Below are 15,716 nucleotides of genomic sequence, written 5' to 3'. Positions count from 1 at the left end.
GTACATGAATCTGCTACTTATCGGTGTGTTGTTAGCCCTTGTGGCAATCGCATATCAACTTGGGCTAAGAAAGAGCCGTAGCCTAGCAGGTAAGGGAAGCAACTCGGCGACGTTACATTCTCGTCCTGGTTATTATGGTGCACTGGTTGGACTTTGGTGCGGTATCCCTGCTTTTTTAATTTTGATCATTTGGAGCTTGGTTGAACCAAGTATTTTAAATCATATTATTTTTAATAATATTCCCGCGTCTATAAGTGCTTCACTTGATGAAGCCGGCAGAAGCGTATTGGTTGATCGTGTTCAAGCCATTGCTTCAGGTTTTGGGGTGAGTGATAAACCGGCAGCCTATGAATTAGCGGCTGCACAACAGTTCGCAAAATTTCAAACCATTGGCTCTTTTGCCAAATTTGCTGTTGTCGTTTGTGTAGCTTTATTGGGTTTAGTCTGGGCAAAGAAAAAAATTAATCAACAATATCGTGCGCGTAACCAAGTTGAGCGCGCCATTAATGTTGCTTTGATTTTATGTTCTGGTGTTGCGATTTTAACAACCATCGGTATTGTGATGTCGATGTTTGGCGAAGCAATGCACTTCTTCCGTTTTGTAAGCCCACTTGATTTCTTCTTTGGGACAGAGTGGAACCCAGGTTTTAGTACCTCAGGTAATGCTGAAGGCAGTTATGGTTTATTGCCATTACTTTGGGGCACATTGATGGTCAGCGGCATTGCTTTATTAGTTGCCGTACCAATTGGATTAATGATTGCCATTTATTTAGCTGAATATGCTTCGCCATGGTTACGCTCATGGGCAAAACCAACAATTGAAGTTTTAGCCGGTATTCCAACAATTGTTTATGGTGTTTTTGCCATGATGATTATTGGACCATTTTTCAAGACAGCTGGTGCTTATGTGGGTCTTGAAATTAACGCGACCAGTGCTTTAACTGCTGGTTTCGTGATGGGGATTATGATTATCCCGTTTGTTTCTTCTTTATCAGATGACATTATTACCCAAGTGCCTCGTGCATTACGTGACGGTTCTTTAGGACTTGGAGCAACTAAGTCTGAAACAATTCGTCAAGTCGTTTTACCCGCTGCGTTACCAGGTATTACTGGCGCCTTTTTATTAGCTGTCTCTCGTGCCGTAGGGGAAACCATGATTGTGGTTTTGGCCGCAGGGAACAGTCCACTTTTACATGCAAATCCATTTGAAGCTGTTTCGACAGTGACCGTTACGATCGTAAAACAGTTAACTGGTGATACTGACTTTGCCAGCCCACAAGCTTTGGTTGCATTCGCGTTAGGTCTAACACTCTTTGTGATTACCTTATGTCTAAACATTGTTGCACTGTACATTGTGCGTAAATACCGTGAGCAATACGAATGAGTACATCAAATACATCGTCTCCTATGGATCAGAACGTATTTGATCCAAAAGTTGCTGCTGAATTAAGTGAACGACGTAAACAAGTCATCGAAAAATCTTTGGCTAAACGTCATCGTAAAGAAAAAGCTTTTCGTTATGCTGGGTTCTCGGCAGTCGTAATTGGACTTGCATTCGTTGCGCTATTGTTTAGCAGTATTTTGGCAAAAGGTTTACCTGCTTTTTGGCAAACGAGTATGAATGTTCCAATTTACTTTGATCCGAAAGTGATTGATGCAGGTCCAGTACCTGTTCGTGGGCAGGGGGAAACACCTGCACATTATCAAGAGCGTTATATCGACTGGCAAACCAAAATGGGTATGGTGGATTGGGACGGCATTATTGTAAATGGAATGATTGCTAAAGACCCTACGCTTGCTGGCCAACGTGATTACTTAAGCAGTCTTTATGCGAGCTCAGAAGCTTATCGTTTACGTGATATGGTTTTTGCGGACCCATCACTCATTGGTAAGAAAGAAAATCTTAATTTCTTGGGCGATGCCAATGTTGATGTCTGGTTAAAAGGTAATATTGACCGTTCATTGCCAGATGATCAGCAACAGCTTGATCCGGAAGTGCGTAAACTTGCAGATGAACTAAAAGCAAAAGGTGTTCTTGAAAGTACATTTAATATGAACTTATTTAAGAACCCTGACTCTCGTAGTTCACCAGCAATTAGTGGTCTTGCAGGTGCATTCATGGGTTCATTATTCATGATGCTGATTGTGATCATTATTGCAATTCCGATTGGCGTTGCCAGCGCAATCTATCTTGAAGAATTTGCTCCAAAGAATCTTATTACAGACATTATTGAAGTCAACATCAATAACCTTGCTGCGGTTCCTTCAATTGTGTTTGGTTTACTCGGTGCAGCAATTTTTATTGGTTGGATGCATTTGCCTTTATCTGCTCCGTTAGTAGGTGGTTTAGTTTTAAGTTTGATGACATTACCAACAGTCATTATTACTACTCGTGCTTCATTAAAAGCAGTACCACCTTCTATTCGACAAGCTGCACTTGGTTTGGGAGCTTCTAAATTTCAGACCATTTTTCACCACGTTTTACCATTAGCTTTGCCAGGTATTATGACCGGCGCAATTATTGGCGTTGCTCACGCACTTGGTGAAACAGCACCTTTACTTTTAATCGGAATGAGTGCATTCGTTGCAAGTATTCCAACAACCCCATTTGATCAAGCAACAGCTTTACCTGTCCAAGTTTATTTATGGCAAGGTAATGAGTTGCGTAACTTCTTCGAAGGCCGTACTGCCGCTGCGATTATCGTACTCCTTGCATTAATGATTGGTTTAAACAGTCTTGCAATTTGGTTACGTAAAAAGTTCGAAGTGCGTTGGTAATAGAGGATAAATCATGAATACTATTGATATTACGAATTCCTTAGAAAAGGATAAGTTAGTGAACACTGAACAATCTCAATTTACAGATAAATCGCAAAATCATGGCACTTCGTATGTTTCGCATTTTGAACCACATACTTCAAAAAAGCAGAACTCAACCGAAATTAAAATCAGTGCACAAGATGCCCATGTTTATTATGGTGATTTTGAAGCGATTAAGGGTATTGACCTCGATATTTACCAAAACGAAGTTATTGCCTTTATTGGACCGTCAGGTTGTGGTAAATCTACCTTTCTTCGTACGATAAACCGTATGAATGACACCATTGATGGTTGTCGTGTAACAGGTAAGATTACACTTGATAACCACAATATTTATGACCCAAACCTTGATGTCGTATTATTGCGTGCTCAAGTTGGTATGGTGTTCCAGAAGCCAAATCCATTCCCTAAAACTATTTTTGATAACGTGGCTTATGGTCCTAAACTTCATGGTCTAGCACGTGATAAATATGATCTTGAAGAAATTGTTGAAAATAGCTTGCGTAAAGCGGGTTTATGGGACGAAGTGAAAGATCGTTTGAATCAACCGGGTACTGGTTTGTCAGGTGGTCAGCAGCAACGTTTATGTATTGCACGTACGATTGCAGTAAGTCCAGAAGTCATTTTAATGGATGAGCCATGTTCTGCACTTGACCCAATTGCCACAGCAAAAATTGAAGAATTGATTTCTGAATTGTCGAATCAATATACAATTGTAATTGTGACTCACTCTATGCAACAAGCAGCACGTGTTTCAGATCGTACTGCCTATTTCCATTTAGGTGATTTGATTGAAGTCAACTCAACTGAAAAAGTCTTTACTCAACCTGACCATCAGTTGACGGAAGCCTATATTACTGGACGCTTCGGTTAATTAGTAAGTGATATAAGAAAAAGAGCCATGCGCTCTTTTTTTTATTTTATAAATGAAAATGACTCTATTTTGCAAAATCGCTATTGAATTTTAATCAAAAGGACCACATCTTAAGGCTATAAAAGATAACTTATGAGCTTAGAATTTTATGTTATTCCATTTGCCTAAACTCCCTGCAGAAATACGTGTTAGTCATTTAAATGCACGTGTAAATGAACAGAGAAAAAAAATTGCACAAACTACTGCAAGCCGTTTAGAACTTTTACAATTGGCTCAACAACTTGCTAAAGAAGCTAAAATCCGCCGTAAAAATAATCAGAAAATCTTTGTGTTGGATTTTAAAGGTGATATTCAAGCTTCAGCAGTTGAAAACATACGAGAAGAAATTACTCTCATTTTAGCAACTGCTAAAGCAGGGCGTGACCGCGTTGTTGTTCGCCTTGAAAGTCCAGGAGGCATGGTACATGGTTATGGTCTAGCAGCAGCTCAATTGGTGCGCTTACGCGATGCAGGTTTCCATCTGACCATCTGTGTAGACAAAGTGGCAGCGAGTGGCGGCTATATGATGGCATGTATCGCAAATGAAATTATTACTGCACCATTTGCTATTGTGGGTTCAATTGGTGTTGTTGCTCAAGTTCCAAATTTTAATCGTCTTTTAAAAGAACATAATGTTGACTTTGAGCTTTATACAGCAGGGCAATATAAGCGTACTGTAACGATGTTTGGTGAAAATACACCTGAAGGTAAAGCAAAGTTTGAAGAAGAACTTCAACAGACTCATGTGTTATTTAAGCACTTTGTAGAAAAGTATCGACCACAGCTTAATGTTGATAAAGTCGCTACAGGTGAACATTGGTATGGTGAAGATGCGCTTAATCTCAACCTTGTTGATAAATTACAAACATCTGATGAGTATCTATTAGCTTTATTAGCACAGCATGATGTCTATGTGATTAACACTCGTAGGAAAGCGACCTTAGGTGAAAAGTTGGGTTTACAAGCAGCACAAATGGCAGATAGTTTGATTCCAGCTATAATGAATAAAGTGATGGAAAACCTTGCAAAAGCAAATACAACTCTTGTGCAGATGCGTGATCCAAAACTATAAGTTTTTGTGATTCACATTTTGATAAAAACCAGCTTAATATGCTGGTTTTTTTATTGAATTAATAAATAAATCCAGCTTTTTAAATATCTTTAGCTTTTTAATAAAAAGTCAAAAATAATTATTGATAAATATACTTTTTGAATTGTGATAAACACATGATTTTGATATTTTAAACAGCAATAAAATAGCTTTTAGATGAATCATTTAAAAAGTTAAACATTTAAAAAATATAACTGAAACTCAGGGTAGGAAATAATGACAAGAATAATTGTGGCATCCAAAGAGGGTTTGGACGTTCTGCAAGATGGTCAGCTCAATAAGGTAGTGTTAAGTAAACCTTCTATTATTCAAATTGGTGTAAGTCAAAAAGATATAGCATCGGTGGAAAAACAGGGTGGAAGTCTCGTCATCCATTTAAAAAATGGAGAGACCATTGTCTTAGAAAATTTCTTTAATGAAGCAACGAATACAACAGACCATTCACTTGTTCTTCCAACTGAACATGGGAAATTTGTTGAAGCTCAATTTGATGCCCAAGGTAAGGTGATCGACTATACAGGTTTAAACCATGTCACAGATTTAGCCTACACAAGCACTAGCCAATCAGCTTCAACAATGGCGGTCGATGATTCCCCAACTTTTTCGATGGGTAACGTGCTAAAAGCAGGCTTAGCAGTTTTAGCTGCTGAAGGTTTATATCTTTGGGCTTTTGATAACGATGACAAGGATGATTCACCTGTTGATGTCCAAAACACTGCTAAACCAACAGATTTAAAACTTGCAGATGATGCTGTTACTGTCACTGGTAAGGCAGAAGCTAATGCAAAAATCTATATTAAAGATACTGCTGGAAATACGGTAGCCTCTGGTGTTGCAGATGCAAGTGGTAATTTTACTATCAAGTTAGACAAGCCTTTGACCGATGGAAATAAATTAAATGTTTCTGCTCAAAATGGGGGCGGTAAAGAGTCTAGTGGTGCTGCTATTACAGGTACAAAAGATACAATTGCTCCAGATGCTCCCCAAGCTCAGCTTAGTGCAGATGGGTCATTAGTAACAGGTAAAGCTGAAGCCAATGCAAAAATTACTGTATATGATGCCGCTGATAAAGTATTAGGAACTGTAACTGCGAATAAAGATGGGATCTTTTCTTTAAAACTTACTCCGCCATTGACTAATGATGCAGGTGGGAAGGTGATTGCAGAAGATGCAGCTGGCAATAAATCTGAGCCAAGTAAAATAATTGCTGGAAAAGATACGTATGCTCCAGATGCGCCTTTAGTAGAAGTGAATAAAGAAGGCACAACAGTTGAAGGTAAAACTGAAGCCAATGCAAAGGTTCAAATTAAAGATGCTGATGGTAAAGTGATTGGAAGTGGTACAGCAAACGCTCAAGGCGAGTTTCAAATTACACTTTCTCCTGCATTAAAAGATGCACAGAAGGCTACTATTGTTGTTGAAGATGCAGCAGGAAATACTTCTAGACCTTTAGAAATTTCTCCAAATTATGACTCTATTGCACCTGATAAACCCATTGCTCAAATTAATGCGGATGGTACAACAGTAACAGGCACAGCAGAAGCTAATGCAAAAATTGAAGTTAAAGATTTAAGCGGCAAGGTCATTGGTAGTGGAACCGCTGGTGCAGATGGGAAATTTACGATTTCTATTTCGCCAGCCTTAACTGATAATAAACATGCATCTGTATCAGCTATTGATAGTGCCGGAAATAAATCTGATGTTCTTGATATTATCGGCACTAAAGATACTACGCCTCCTATCAAACCTATCTTAAATAGTGTGGATGATGATGTGGGAGCTTTAAAAGGGGCGATTACAGCTGGTTCTGAAACAGATGATGCAAGACCAAAACTTACAGGATCAGGTGAGGCAAATGCCACGCTCACTATTTATGATAATGGCGTTGCTATTGGAATTGTGACTGTAAGTAGTGGTAGATCGTGGACGTTTAGTCTTGATAAAGATTTAGCCATTGGAAAGCATACGATTACTTTGACTCAGACAGATGCAGCAGGACTTACGAGTGAAGTCAGTTCGCCATTTACCTTTTATGTAGTCGCTCCAAAGACTGCGAGTTTAAGTGATGCAGCAGTTGATACAGCTCATACAGAAACTGTATCTGTTGCTGATAGTGTTGGGTTAAATACATTAAAGTTAGTACAGAATACAACGAATGAAACGAATAGTGGCCAGCAGAAATCTGTGCAATTAGATGAGTTGTTAAAAAGTTCTTCATCTAATGATTCAGACCCGATCGCAAAACTTTTATCTGCAACAGAGTCTAAGCCAGTGGTGAATGAACAGAGTGATGTAAATAATACAGTTAGTGAAGTCACGACCAATCTAGATCATCTTCTACCAAATACAACTTCTTCAGTTTTACAAAATCTTTTAGATCAAACTTATCCAGTAGTCTGAAGAACCTTTAAAAGAAGCGCTCATTGAGCGCTTTTTTTTATTTATGAATTATTTATTTTAGGTTTTTTATAAGAGCAGCAACTCCATAAATTATTGCCCCAATAGTTGCTAACAGCATATCTTTATGGGCATCCCACATGTCGCCTTGTTGACCATTATAATTCTCAGCTTCTTCTGGAGATAAACCAATTGCAATCGCCCATTCAATGAGTTCATAAAAAACGCTAGATGCCATCACGAACTGGATAACAAGTAAAAACAGAGTAAAAGGCCGTGCTGTAGGCAACCAAACTTGAAAAACTCGATAAATAAGAGGGTAGAGTAAAACACCATATGCAAGATGTACTAAACGATCATACATATTACGGGACCACCCCATGTATTGATCTAGATTAAAATGGAACACCTGTTGAATCCAGTCATTATAAGGAACATATGAATATAGGTAATGTGCACCGATAATGTGAATCAGTAAAAATAGTAAGTAGAGAGTAAAACTTAAAAAATCGAGACCAATCTTTTTAAAAATAATAAATAGTAGAACTAACATAAAAACAGTCCCTACCTGATGAAGTAAATAAGCTTCAAATTCAAGGGGGTGAATGCTTGATAGTAAGATGGCAATAAATATGAGGACTAGAGCAACATAGTGTTTAAGTTTGAATTGTTTTTCGATCATTTTATAAATAGGACTTTATTGTGCTTTATATCAGTGTAATAAAAAAGCGAAGCCGAAGCTTCGCTTTTTTTAACTTTTCAATTAGATTTTGCTAATTAAGTCATTGATCTGTTTTGCTTGTTCAGCAGCATTACCTGTGTAAGTTGCAGGAGTAAGCTCTGCTAAACGCGCACGCTCTTCGCTTGGCACTTGAAGAAGTTCCTCACCATTTACGAAATTAACCATCATGTCGCGAGTCATTGCTTGACCACGAGTTAATGCTTTTAACTTTTCATATGGCTTTTCAACGTTATAACGGCGCATAACAGTTTGAATTGGCTCTGCTAAAACTTCTTGAGCTTGGTCAAGATCTTCAAGTAAACGAGCTGCATTGAGCTCAAGTTTACCAATACCTTTTAAACACGCATCAAAAGCAATTAAACTTTGCGCAAAACCAACACCCATATTACGAAGTACAGTCGAGTCAGTTAAGTCGCGCTGCCAGCGAGAAATTGGTAATTTTTCGCCTAAGTGAGCTAATACGGCATTCGCAATACCTAAGTTACCTTCAGAGTTTTCAAAGTCAATTGGGTTAACTTTGTGTGGCATAGTTGAAGAACCAACTTCACCATCTTTTAATCTTTGTTTGAAGTAACCTAAAGAGATGTAGCCCCATACGTCACGGTTAAAGTCGATTAAAATCGTGTTGAAGCGACGTAGGGCATCAAACAACTCTGCCATGTAGTCATGTGGCTCGATTTGTGTCGTGTACGGGTTGAATGCTAAACCTAAAGACTCCACAAAAGCTTGAGCATGCGCAGCCCAGTCAACATCTGGATAAGCAGAAAGGTGAGCATTGTAGTTACCTACAGCGCCGTTGATTTTGCCTAGTAGCTCAACATTTTCAAATTGCTTGATTTGGCGAGCTAAACGGTATGCGACGTTCGCCATTTCTTTACCCAAAGTTGTTGGGCTTGCAGTTTGACCGTGTGTACGTGACAACATTGGTTGTTCAGCATGAGTCGTTGCTAAAGCAGAGATCGCATTTAAAATTTGCTTCATGCTTGATACTAAAACTTCGCGGCCGTTTTTAAGCATCAGTGCATGAGACAAGTTGTTAATGTCTTCTGATGTACAAGCAAAGTGAATGAACTCACCCGCATTTTGTAATTCAGTAATACCTGCAATTTTCTCTTTTAAGAAATACTCAACAGCTTTTACATCATGGTTCGTTGTGCGTTCAATTTCTTTAATGCGGTTAGCATCTTCTTCAGAAAAGTTGCTAACAATGGCATCTAAAGCTGCATTTGTTTCATTTGAAAAAGGAGCAACTTCAACAATTTCTGGACGGTTAGAAAGCGCTTGTAACCAACGCACTTCTACAGTGACACGAGCATGAATTAAACCAAACTCAGAAAGAAAAGGGCGTAGCGCATCACATTTGCTGGCATAACGTCCATCTAATGGTGATAGTGCGGTTAAAGCGTTCATAACGATTCCTTAATGTTGGAATAAACATAAAACCAAAAATAATCTCTTTACAGTCTTAGATGACCTGGTACTGTAAACGAGCAAGTGCCTGAATATCCTGTAGCAATTTACGCTTGCTAAAAATCATGTTCCACGAACTACCACCGAGTTGTCGCCATAAATGGGCCATTTGCAAGCCAGTAAACAGACAAGCACGGATGCGATTCGTATGGTTGGTATCTTTAAATGCTTCTGCATTACCACGAACGAGAATGCGGGGATTAATCTGCCCAGCAGTATCAACATAAGTTTGAGCCAAATTGGCTAAAATGCTTGGGTGTAAATAGTTGTTATCAAAAAAAGAAAGCTGTTTTAAAATCTTTTGCTGAGCTTTTTCAATGATTGCGACGTATTCGGGATTGCTATAGACCTTCTTTTCTAATTGTAAAAGGGACATCGCGTATGACATGGGAAGCTTGGCAGTGCCCATTTTTGGAAGGCGAGATTTAGGCATATTTGTAAAGGGTTGGGTAATACAATTTTCGAGTGTTTTAAGCCCTAAAGAAATATCTGCCAATTGATTAAAAAAATCTAATGTTTGGACACCATTGTTGACTGTAGGACGAATATTTAAACTCGCTTTGATTAACAGCTCAAAATAGAAGTTACCACTTTCACCAATACTCTGTTGACCCGTTAAAGCTGTCATGTGCGTGAGCTGGGTGGCCTGAAATACCCCAGCCAAGGCAAGGGCACGGTTTTGGCGAACATTCAAGGCTTGTGATTGTTGAAATGGTAACTCCACCATGCCATTCATTCCCTTAAATAAAATTTGGTGTAGGGGCATTTGTATGGTGAATGACACCCCCGCCTAAGCAAACTTCATCTGAATAAAATACAACGCTTTGACCCGGTGTAACAGCGCGCTGAGGTTCATCAAACTCAACTCGTACACCGTGTTCACTATTTTCATCATTAAAAACTGTACATGCCTGATCAGGTTGGCGATAGCGTGTTTTAGCTGTACAGCGTAAACCTTCAGCTGGAATATTCTGTTCGCCTGCCACCCAGTCGATTGACTCACTCCAAAGCTGTGTGCTTTGCATGAGTGGGTGTTCATGCCCCTGACCAATAACTAGGCGGTTATTGGCAATATCTTTGTGTAGTACGAACCATGCACCTTCAGCTGCACCTTTCAAACCACCTAGACCAATTCCGCCACGTTGACCGAGCGTATAGTACATCAGACCGTGATGTTCACCAACTTCTTTACCTGTATCAAGTACAATTTTTCCAGGTTGAGCGGGCAAATATTGTTTAAGAAAGTCATTAAATCGACGTTCGCCAATAAAACAGATTCCTGTAGAGTCTTTTTTCTTGGCTGTAGCAAGATCAAGTTCTTCAGCAATTCTACGGACTTCTGGTTTTTCGATCTCACCTACCGGAAATAGGGTTTTGTTAATTTCTTTACCATGAACAGCATGTAAGAAATAAGTTTGGTCTTTGTTATTGTCTACACCACGTAATAATGGTGCGTATGCTTCGCCTTTCGAGTTATATGCAGTTTCACCACGGCGAGCATAATGACCAGTTGCGATAAAGTCTGCACCTAAAGTCATGGCATGATCTAAAAATGCACGGAACTTAATTTCTTTATTGCATAAAATATCTGGGTTCGGGGTGCGTCCAGCTGCATATTCAGCTAAGAAAAGTTCAAATACGCGGTCCCAATATTCCATAGCAAAGTTTGCTGTATGGAGTTTGATACCGATTTTATCCGCTACTGCTTGAGCATCGGCTAAATCTTCCATTGCCGTACAGTATTCCGTGCCGTCGTCTTCCTCCCAGTTCTTCATGAAAAGACCTTCAACTTGATATCCTTGTTGAAGTAAAAGTGCTGCAGAAACAGAAGAGTCTACACCACCAGACATACCGACGATGACACGTTGTTGCATAGGACTAGGCATCCAAATGAGAAGTTAATGAGGGAGAGAAAGGGTGCTCATAAATAAGCGATAAAGGATAATGGTAGCCTTTCATGGCATCTTCAACTGCTTTTAGTACGAGCGGACTACGAACACGAGCAGATTCTTTGAGCTCATCTGGTGTCATCCACACAGCAGCTACAATATCTGTATCGAGTTGAGGATTACTTTCAACCTGCGTCACATGCGCTAGAAAACAGAAGCGATAATATGTACGGTCCGGAAACATGGGCGGGGTATAAGTATAAATACCGAGCAAGGCATCAATTTCAACATGATGACCCGTTTCTTCAAGTGTTTCACGAATGGCTGCTTGTGTTAATGACTCACCACATTCCACATGACCAGCAGGTTGGTTAAATACGGTGTGTACAAAACCTTCGCTATGTTCTTCTACAAAAAGATAGCGTCCGTCTTTTTCTACGACTGTAGCAACGGTGACATGAGGAGTCCATGCGGCCATAAAAAAGCACCATTATTTAAAAGACGTATAATACGAAATTTAGGGGTTTTTGGCTACGGTGATCTGCTAAACGATATGAGCAATACTACAAAACCATATCGTTTAAAAAATCAGAATTTTATTGCTGATATTTCATAGAGCTAATTAATCTTGCTCTGCTTGAGCCGCTTTATGATTATTTTGTACTTTCACATAATGTCTTGCCGAATAGGGAAGAAATGCTAATTCTTTTTCGGTAAGAGGGCGTACTTGCTGTACAGGGCTTCCTACATACAGATAACCACTTTTTAAGACTTTACGCGGTGGAACCAGACTTCCCGCGCCAATCATCACATCATCCTCAATAATCACGTCATCTAGAACAACGGTATTGATCCCGATTAAAACACGGTTACCGATGGTGCAGCCATGCAAGGTGACATGGTGGCCAACAGTCACATCTTCACCAATAATAAGAGGTGAGCCATTAGGTTTTGCATCATTTTTGTGGCTAACGTGCAACATACAATGATCTTGTACGTTACTGTTTTTGCCAATTTGAATACTATTTACGTCGCCGCGAATCACTGCAAAAGGCCAGACAGAAACATTTTCAGCTAAGCTCACTTCACCGACTACAACAGCCATTTCATCGATATAGCATGTTGTATCAACTTGAGGGCGGTGTTCAAGATAGGGACGGATGTTCTTTGCCATGAGAGGTATCAACATAGAATTTAGACGAATTATAAAATAAAAAAGCACTCAGGCTAAATAGCATGAGTGCTTAATTCAACTATTCAAAAATTAGAATAAGTTGCTGAAGAATTGTTTAACATGGTCGATTAAGCGTGCAAAGAATCCTGCTTCTTCAACTGGCTTTAATGCAACTAATGGCTTTTCAGCAATTACTTTGCCGTCTAAGCTTGCAACGAGTTTACCTACGATTTGGCCCTTTTGAAGTGGCGCATTTAAGTTAGGTTGAACCACTAGCTGAGTTTTAATGCCGTCAGCTTTACCTTTAGGCATCGTCACACTAAAGTTTTCAGCTAAACCTACTTGAACTTCATCTTCTTTACCAAACCAGACTTTCGCTTTTGCAAGAACCTGATTGGCTGGCTGAACATTTGCAGTTTCAAAGTTTGCAAAGCCCCAAGCTAATAATGTACGAGTTTGGTCTGCACGTTCAGACATGCTTGGAGTGCCAAAAATCACCGAAACTAAACGCATTGGACCGCGTTTACTTGAAGTAGTTAAGCAGTAACCAGCTTCATCTGTGTGGCCTGTTTTTAAACCATCTACACTTGGGTCTGTGTAAAGCAAGGCATTACGGTTGCCTTGTTTAATACCATTAAAGGTAAATTCTTTTTCAGAGTAGATTGGGTAATATTTTGAGCTATCTTTAATAATATGCTGCGCTAAAACTGCCATATCTTTTGCAGTTGAATAGTGGCCTTCAGCTGGCATACCAGTCGAGTTAACAAACTGGGTATTTACCATGCCGATACGTTTTGCTTCCTGATTCATCATGTGAGCAAAAGTGCCTTCATTTCCGGCAATATGTTCAGCCATTGCTTTTGATGCATCATTACCTGACTGGATAATAATACCGCGAAGCATTTCTAGAACAGTTGCTGTACCATTTAAAGGGACATACATACATGATTCAGAGCTACTTCCTTTACACCATGCAGACTCGTTCATACGAACCTGCTCATTTTCAGTCAGATCACCTTTTAATAATTTTTGTTCAATGATGTAACTAGTCATCATTTTAGTCATAGAAGCAGGTGCAAGCTTTTCGTTTTCATTTTTAGAAGCAAGAATTTGTCCTGTCTCGTAATCCATTAATACATAAGACTTATTATTTAATTCTGGCGGAGCTGATAAGACAGTTGCTGCATAAGAAAAGCTTGGCAAGAGGAGTAGTGCAGCAATAGCGCTTTTTCGAGTCATTCTATGTAATTCCAATATCTTGTATGAAGCAGAAGAGCCTAGCATTTTAGGATAAAGCAAAGCCGACTTCTATGGGGGAAGTCGGCTTTTTCAAACAGTATTGTAACTCAAGAGTTTTTTGCTAATTTAGTTTTGCGATTGATATGCTTTCACGTCTTGGCAAACTAAAGTGTTTTGGTCATCGCCTGCGGCTTTCGCATCTTTACGCGCTTCTTTTAAGTATTTTTTGAAGCCTTTGTCTTTGCTACGTTTTTCTAACGCAGAGACAGCATCAGTTTCATTTGGAAGATAGTCTTTAACTAAACGTTCGTAACCTTGAGCAAAATCAGCATCTTTTTTGCCAATAAGGTCTGGGCAAATTTCAGAAAGTACTTGAATTGCAGCTAATTCTTCAGGGGTTATACCTTGTTGTGGAGTCACTTCAACAACATTTTCATTTTCGGTTTTCTTTTCAGTTGTTTTCTTCTTATCAGCAGCAAAACCAACTGTTGCCATGCTCATAAGTAAAACCAAAGAGAGCGATTGAACTAAGCTTTTCTTCATAAACATTGATAACCCGAAATAAAAAATTTAAATATGTCGATAGCTTAACCAATTTGTAGGTTAAGAAAATGGAAAAAATGTATTGTTATGTTGGTTTTCTGCTTAATGCCAAACAGAAAACCAAAAATTGATAAATCTCTATTCTAAAAAGATTAAGACCTATTCCTTATAATTAACCATCTCTTCACAGAGCTCATGTTGTTCATGATGGTCCATTTGTTTTGCAGCCTGACGTGCTTCATTTAATAAAGTTTTAAATTCAGCATCATTTTGCAGATTTGCTAAGGACATTGATTTATTTGAATAACCTTTCAAATACATCGCAATAATTTTTTGAGTATTTAACTCAAGTTTTTTATTTGTTCCCACGAAAGCTGGGCAGATTTCCTGCAAAACTTGCGTTGCGGCAATATCATCTTTAATTAAGCTATCAGCCTCTTGTGTTGAGATATCCTCATCTGCAAATACAGCTTGCGTACACAATGTGATACTGATCCCCAATACCTGAAAAAAAGGAGCGAAAGTTTTCATTTTTTCACAATTTTATAATGCTATGGAGGCATAAATATATATAATTCAACAGATAATTCAATTGTGAAAACCTTTAGGTTTATTTGTCGAGAAAGATTTTAGTGAATATTTTAATTGCGAACGATGACGGTGTTTTTGCGCCAGGTATACAGGCTTTAGCTGAAGCATTAAGACCACTTGGACGCGTGGTTGTGGTTGCACCAGAAAGTGAAAGAAGTGGTTTTTCAAGTGCATTGACATTGGATCGACCATTACGTCCAATTCAAATTGCCGAAGATGTATGGGCAGTGAATGGTACGCCAGCAGATTGTGTTTATTTATCAATGAATGGTTTGTTCGATTTTGAATTTGATTTGGTCGTGAGTGGAATCAATAGCGGAGCAAACTTAGGTGATGATGTTTTATATTCTGGAACAGTAGGCGCAGCATTTGAAGGTCGTTTGATGAAGCAACCAGCAATTGCTGTGTCTTTAGCTGGCTCTGATGTGCGGGCTTATAACAATAAAGAAGATTATGCTCAGGCTGCTCAGTGGGTTCATGATTTTATTGCAAGTGGACTGCCATCTTTGCCTCCAAGACATATCTTGAATATTAATATTCCAGACGTGCCACAATTAAAAGGAGCACAAATTACTTATCAGGGACGCCGTGCCCAATCTAAGCCAATTACGAGTCATGTCGACCCACGAGGGCGTCAAGTTTACTGGATTGGACTAGCAGGTGAGGCTGTTACAGATCCGCAGCGCGATCTAAGCCAGATTCAGTCTGACTTTTTTGCAGTGGCCAATGGATATGTAAGTGTTACCCCAATTCAGATGGACGCAACAAATTATGCTGTTTTAGAAGACCTACAGCTAAGTTTGAGCCAATAATTTGCCTCGAATGTT

At 39.1% G+C, this 15,716-nt stretch carries 15 protein-coding genes; 6 read left to right on the top strand and 9 right to left on the bottom strand.

The genetic code is table 11. The annotated features are described in order from the left end of the window. Positions 1–4: 4 nt before the first annotated feature. The 5 genes from pstC (at position 5) to blp2 (ending at position 7,244) form a co-directional block, all read left to right on the top strand. Complete coding sequence (gene pstC, locus RMB13_RS10520) at positions 5–1,384, top strand: phosphate ABC transporter permease subunit PstC (protein WP_311085218.1); 1,380 nt, start codon at positions 5–7, stop codon at positions 1,382–1,384. After that, the gene (pstA, locus tag RMB13_RS10515) at positions 1,381–2,778 is read left to right on the top strand and encodes a phosphate ABC transporter permease PstA (RefSeq protein ID WP_017391895.1); all 1,398 of its coding nucleotides are present in this window, start codon (positions 1,381–1,383) and stop codon (positions 2,776–2,778) included. The genes pstC and pstA overlap by 4 nt, the downstream gene beginning before the upstream one ends. A 13-nt stretch (positions 2,779–2,791) precedes the next feature. After that, a complete protein-coding gene (gene pstB / locus RMB13_RS10510) occupies positions 2,792–3,694 on the top strand; it encodes a phosphate ABC transporter ATP-binding protein PstB (protein WP_003650451.1) in 903 nt (300 codons plus the stop codon). A gap of 148 nt (positions 3,695–3,842) precedes the next feature. Continuing rightward, positions 3,843–4,805: a protease SohB gene (sohB, locus tag RMB13_RS10505; protein ID WP_311077227.1), complete on the top strand. Its 963-nt coding sequence runs from the start codon at positions 3,843–3,845 to the stop codon at positions 4,803–4,805. Between the two features lie 255 nt (positions 4,806–5,060). Beyond that, positions 5,061–7,244, top strand: coding sequence for an Ig-like repeat protein Blp2 (gene blp2, locus RMB13_RS10500; RefSeq protein ID WP_311085217.1), 2,184 nt, complete (start codon positions 5,061–5,063; stop codon positions 7,242–7,244). Between the two features lie 52 nt (positions 7,245–7,296). On the opposite strand, the gene RMB13_RS10495 is transcribed toward blp2, so the two are convergent. From RMB13_RS10495 to RMB13_RS10455, 9 genes are all read right to left on the bottom strand, one after another. Then, a complete protein-coding gene (locus RMB13_RS10495; RefSeq protein ID WP_311085216.1) occupies positions 7,297–7,923 on the bottom strand; it encodes a DUF2238 domain-containing protein in 627 nt (208 codons plus the stop codon). Positions 7,924–8,004: 81 nt separating this feature from the next. After that, positions 8,005–9,393 (bottom strand): adenylosuccinate lyase, encoded by a 1,389-nt coding sequence (gene purB, locus RMB13_RS10490; RefSeq protein WP_311077225.1) that lies wholly within the window; start codon positions 9,391–9,393, stop codon positions 8,005–8,007. Between the two features lie 55 nt (positions 9,394–9,448). Further along, positions 9,449–10,180: a high frequency lysogenization protein HflD gene (gene hflD / locus RMB13_RS10485; protein ID WP_004643577.1), complete on the bottom strand. Its 732-nt coding sequence runs from the start codon at positions 10,178–10,180 to the stop codon at positions 9,449–9,451. A 13-nt stretch (positions 10,181–10,193) separates the two neighbouring features. Next, complete coding sequence (gene mnmA, locus RMB13_RS10480) at positions 10,194–11,327, bottom strand: tRNA 2-thiouridine(34) synthase MnmA (protein ID WP_056481309.1); 1,134 nt, start codon at positions 11,325–11,327, stop codon at positions 10,194–10,196. Between the two features lie 4 nt (positions 11,328–11,331). Next, positions 11,332–11,820, bottom strand: coding sequence for an NUDIX hydrolase (locus tag RMB13_RS10475; protein WP_311085215.1), 489 nt, complete (start codon positions 11,818–11,820; stop codon positions 11,332–11,334). Between the two features lie 144 nt (positions 11,821–11,964). Beyond that, positions 11,965–12,516, bottom strand: coding sequence for a gamma carbonic anhydrase family protein (locus RMB13_RS10470; protein WP_005039022.1), 552 nt, complete (start codon positions 12,514–12,516; stop codon positions 11,965–11,967). Positions 12,517–12,606: 90 nt separating this feature from the next. Next, positions 12,607–13,755, bottom strand: coding sequence for a D-alanyl-D-alanine carboxypeptidase PBP5/6 (gene dacC, locus RMB13_RS10465; protein WP_311085214.1), 1,149 nt, complete (start codon positions 13,753–13,755; stop codon positions 12,607–12,609). Positions 13,756–13,881: 126 nt separating this feature from the next. Beyond that, complete coding sequence (locus tag RMB13_RS10460) at positions 13,882–14,304, bottom strand: MCR_0457 family protein (protein ID WP_005039026.1); 423 nt, start codon at positions 14,302–14,304, stop codon at positions 13,882–13,884. A gap of 153 nt (positions 14,305–14,457) precedes the next feature. Further along, positions 14,458–14,829 (bottom strand): MCR_0457 family protein, encoded by a 372-nt coding sequence (locus RMB13_RS10455; protein ID WP_017391902.1) that lies wholly within the window; start codon positions 14,827–14,829, stop codon positions 14,458–14,460. A gap of 101 nt (positions 14,830–14,930) precedes the next feature. Here RMB13_RS10455 and surE point away from each other — a divergent pair, with 101 nt between their 5' ends. Continuing rightward, entirely contained in the window at positions 14,931–15,701 is a 771-nt protein-coding gene (gene surE / locus RMB13_RS10450; protein ID WP_004643567.1) for a 5'/3'-nucleotidase SurE, read from the top strand. Positions 15,702–15,716: the final 15 nt, after the last annotated feature.

This window comes from Acinetobacter sp. V102_4 (genome assembly GCF_031799005.1).
Classification (GTDB): domain Bacteria; phylum Pseudomonadota; class Gammaproteobacteria; order Pseudomonadales; family Moraxellaceae; genus Acinetobacter; species Acinetobacter calcoaceticus.
This window is presented reverse-complemented; position numbering and strand designations above follow the sequence as displayed.

Excerpts from the sequence above, each read along its gene's own strand:
- pstC (WP_311085218.1), top strand. The coding sequence starts at position 5 with ATGAATCTGCTACTTATCGGTGTGTTGTTAGCCCTTGTGGCAATCGCA.
- RMB13_RS10495 (WP_311085216.1), bottom strand. The coding sequence starts at position 7,923 with ATGATCGAAAAACAATTCAAACTTAAACACTATGTTGCTCTAGTCCTC.
- sohB (WP_311077227.1), top strand. The coding sequence starts at position 3,843 with ATGTTATTCCATTTGCCTAAACTCCCTGCAGAAATACGTGTTAGTCAT.
- pstA (WP_017391895.1), top strand. The coding sequence starts at position 1,381 with ATGAGTACATCAAATACATCGTCTCCTATGGATCAGAACGTATTTGAT.
- RMB13_RS10475 (WP_311085215.1), bottom strand. The coding sequence starts at position 11,820 with ATGGCCGCATGGACTCCTCATGTCACCGTTGCTACAGTCGTAGAAAAA.
- RMB13_RS10470 (WP_005039022.1), bottom strand. The coding sequence starts at position 12,516 with ATGGCAAAGAACATCCGTCCCTATCTTGAACACCGCCCTCAAGTTGAT.
- dacC (WP_311085214.1), bottom strand. The coding sequence starts at position 13,755 with ATGACTCGAAAAAGCGCTATTGCTGCACTACTCCTCTTGCCAAGCTTT.
- blp2 (WP_311085217.1), top strand. The coding sequence starts at position 5,061 with ATGACAAGAATAATTGTGGCATCCAAAGAGGGTTTGGACGTTCTGCAA.
- pstB (WP_003650451.1), top strand. The coding sequence starts at position 2,792 with ATGAATACTATTGATATTACGAATTCCTTAGAAAAGGATAAGTTAGTG.
- hflD (WP_004643577.1), bottom strand. The coding sequence starts at position 10,180 with ATGGTGGAGTTACCATTTCAACAATCACAAGCCTTGAATGTTCGCCAA.
- RMB13_RS10455 (WP_017391902.1), bottom strand. The coding sequence starts at position 14,829 with ATGAAAACTTTCGCTCCTTTTTTTCAGGTATTGGGGATCAGTATCACA.
- mnmA (WP_056481309.1), bottom strand. The coding sequence starts at position 11,327 with ATGCAACAACGTGTCATCGTCGGTATGTCTGGTGGTGTAGACTCTTCT.
- RMB13_RS10460 (WP_005039026.1), bottom strand. The coding sequence starts at position 14,304 with ATGTTTATGAAGAAAAGCTTAGTTCAATCGCTCTCTTTGGTTTTACTT.
- purB (WP_311077225.1), bottom strand. The coding sequence starts at position 9,393 with ATGAACGCTTTAACCGCACTATCACCATTAGATGGACGTTATGCCAGC.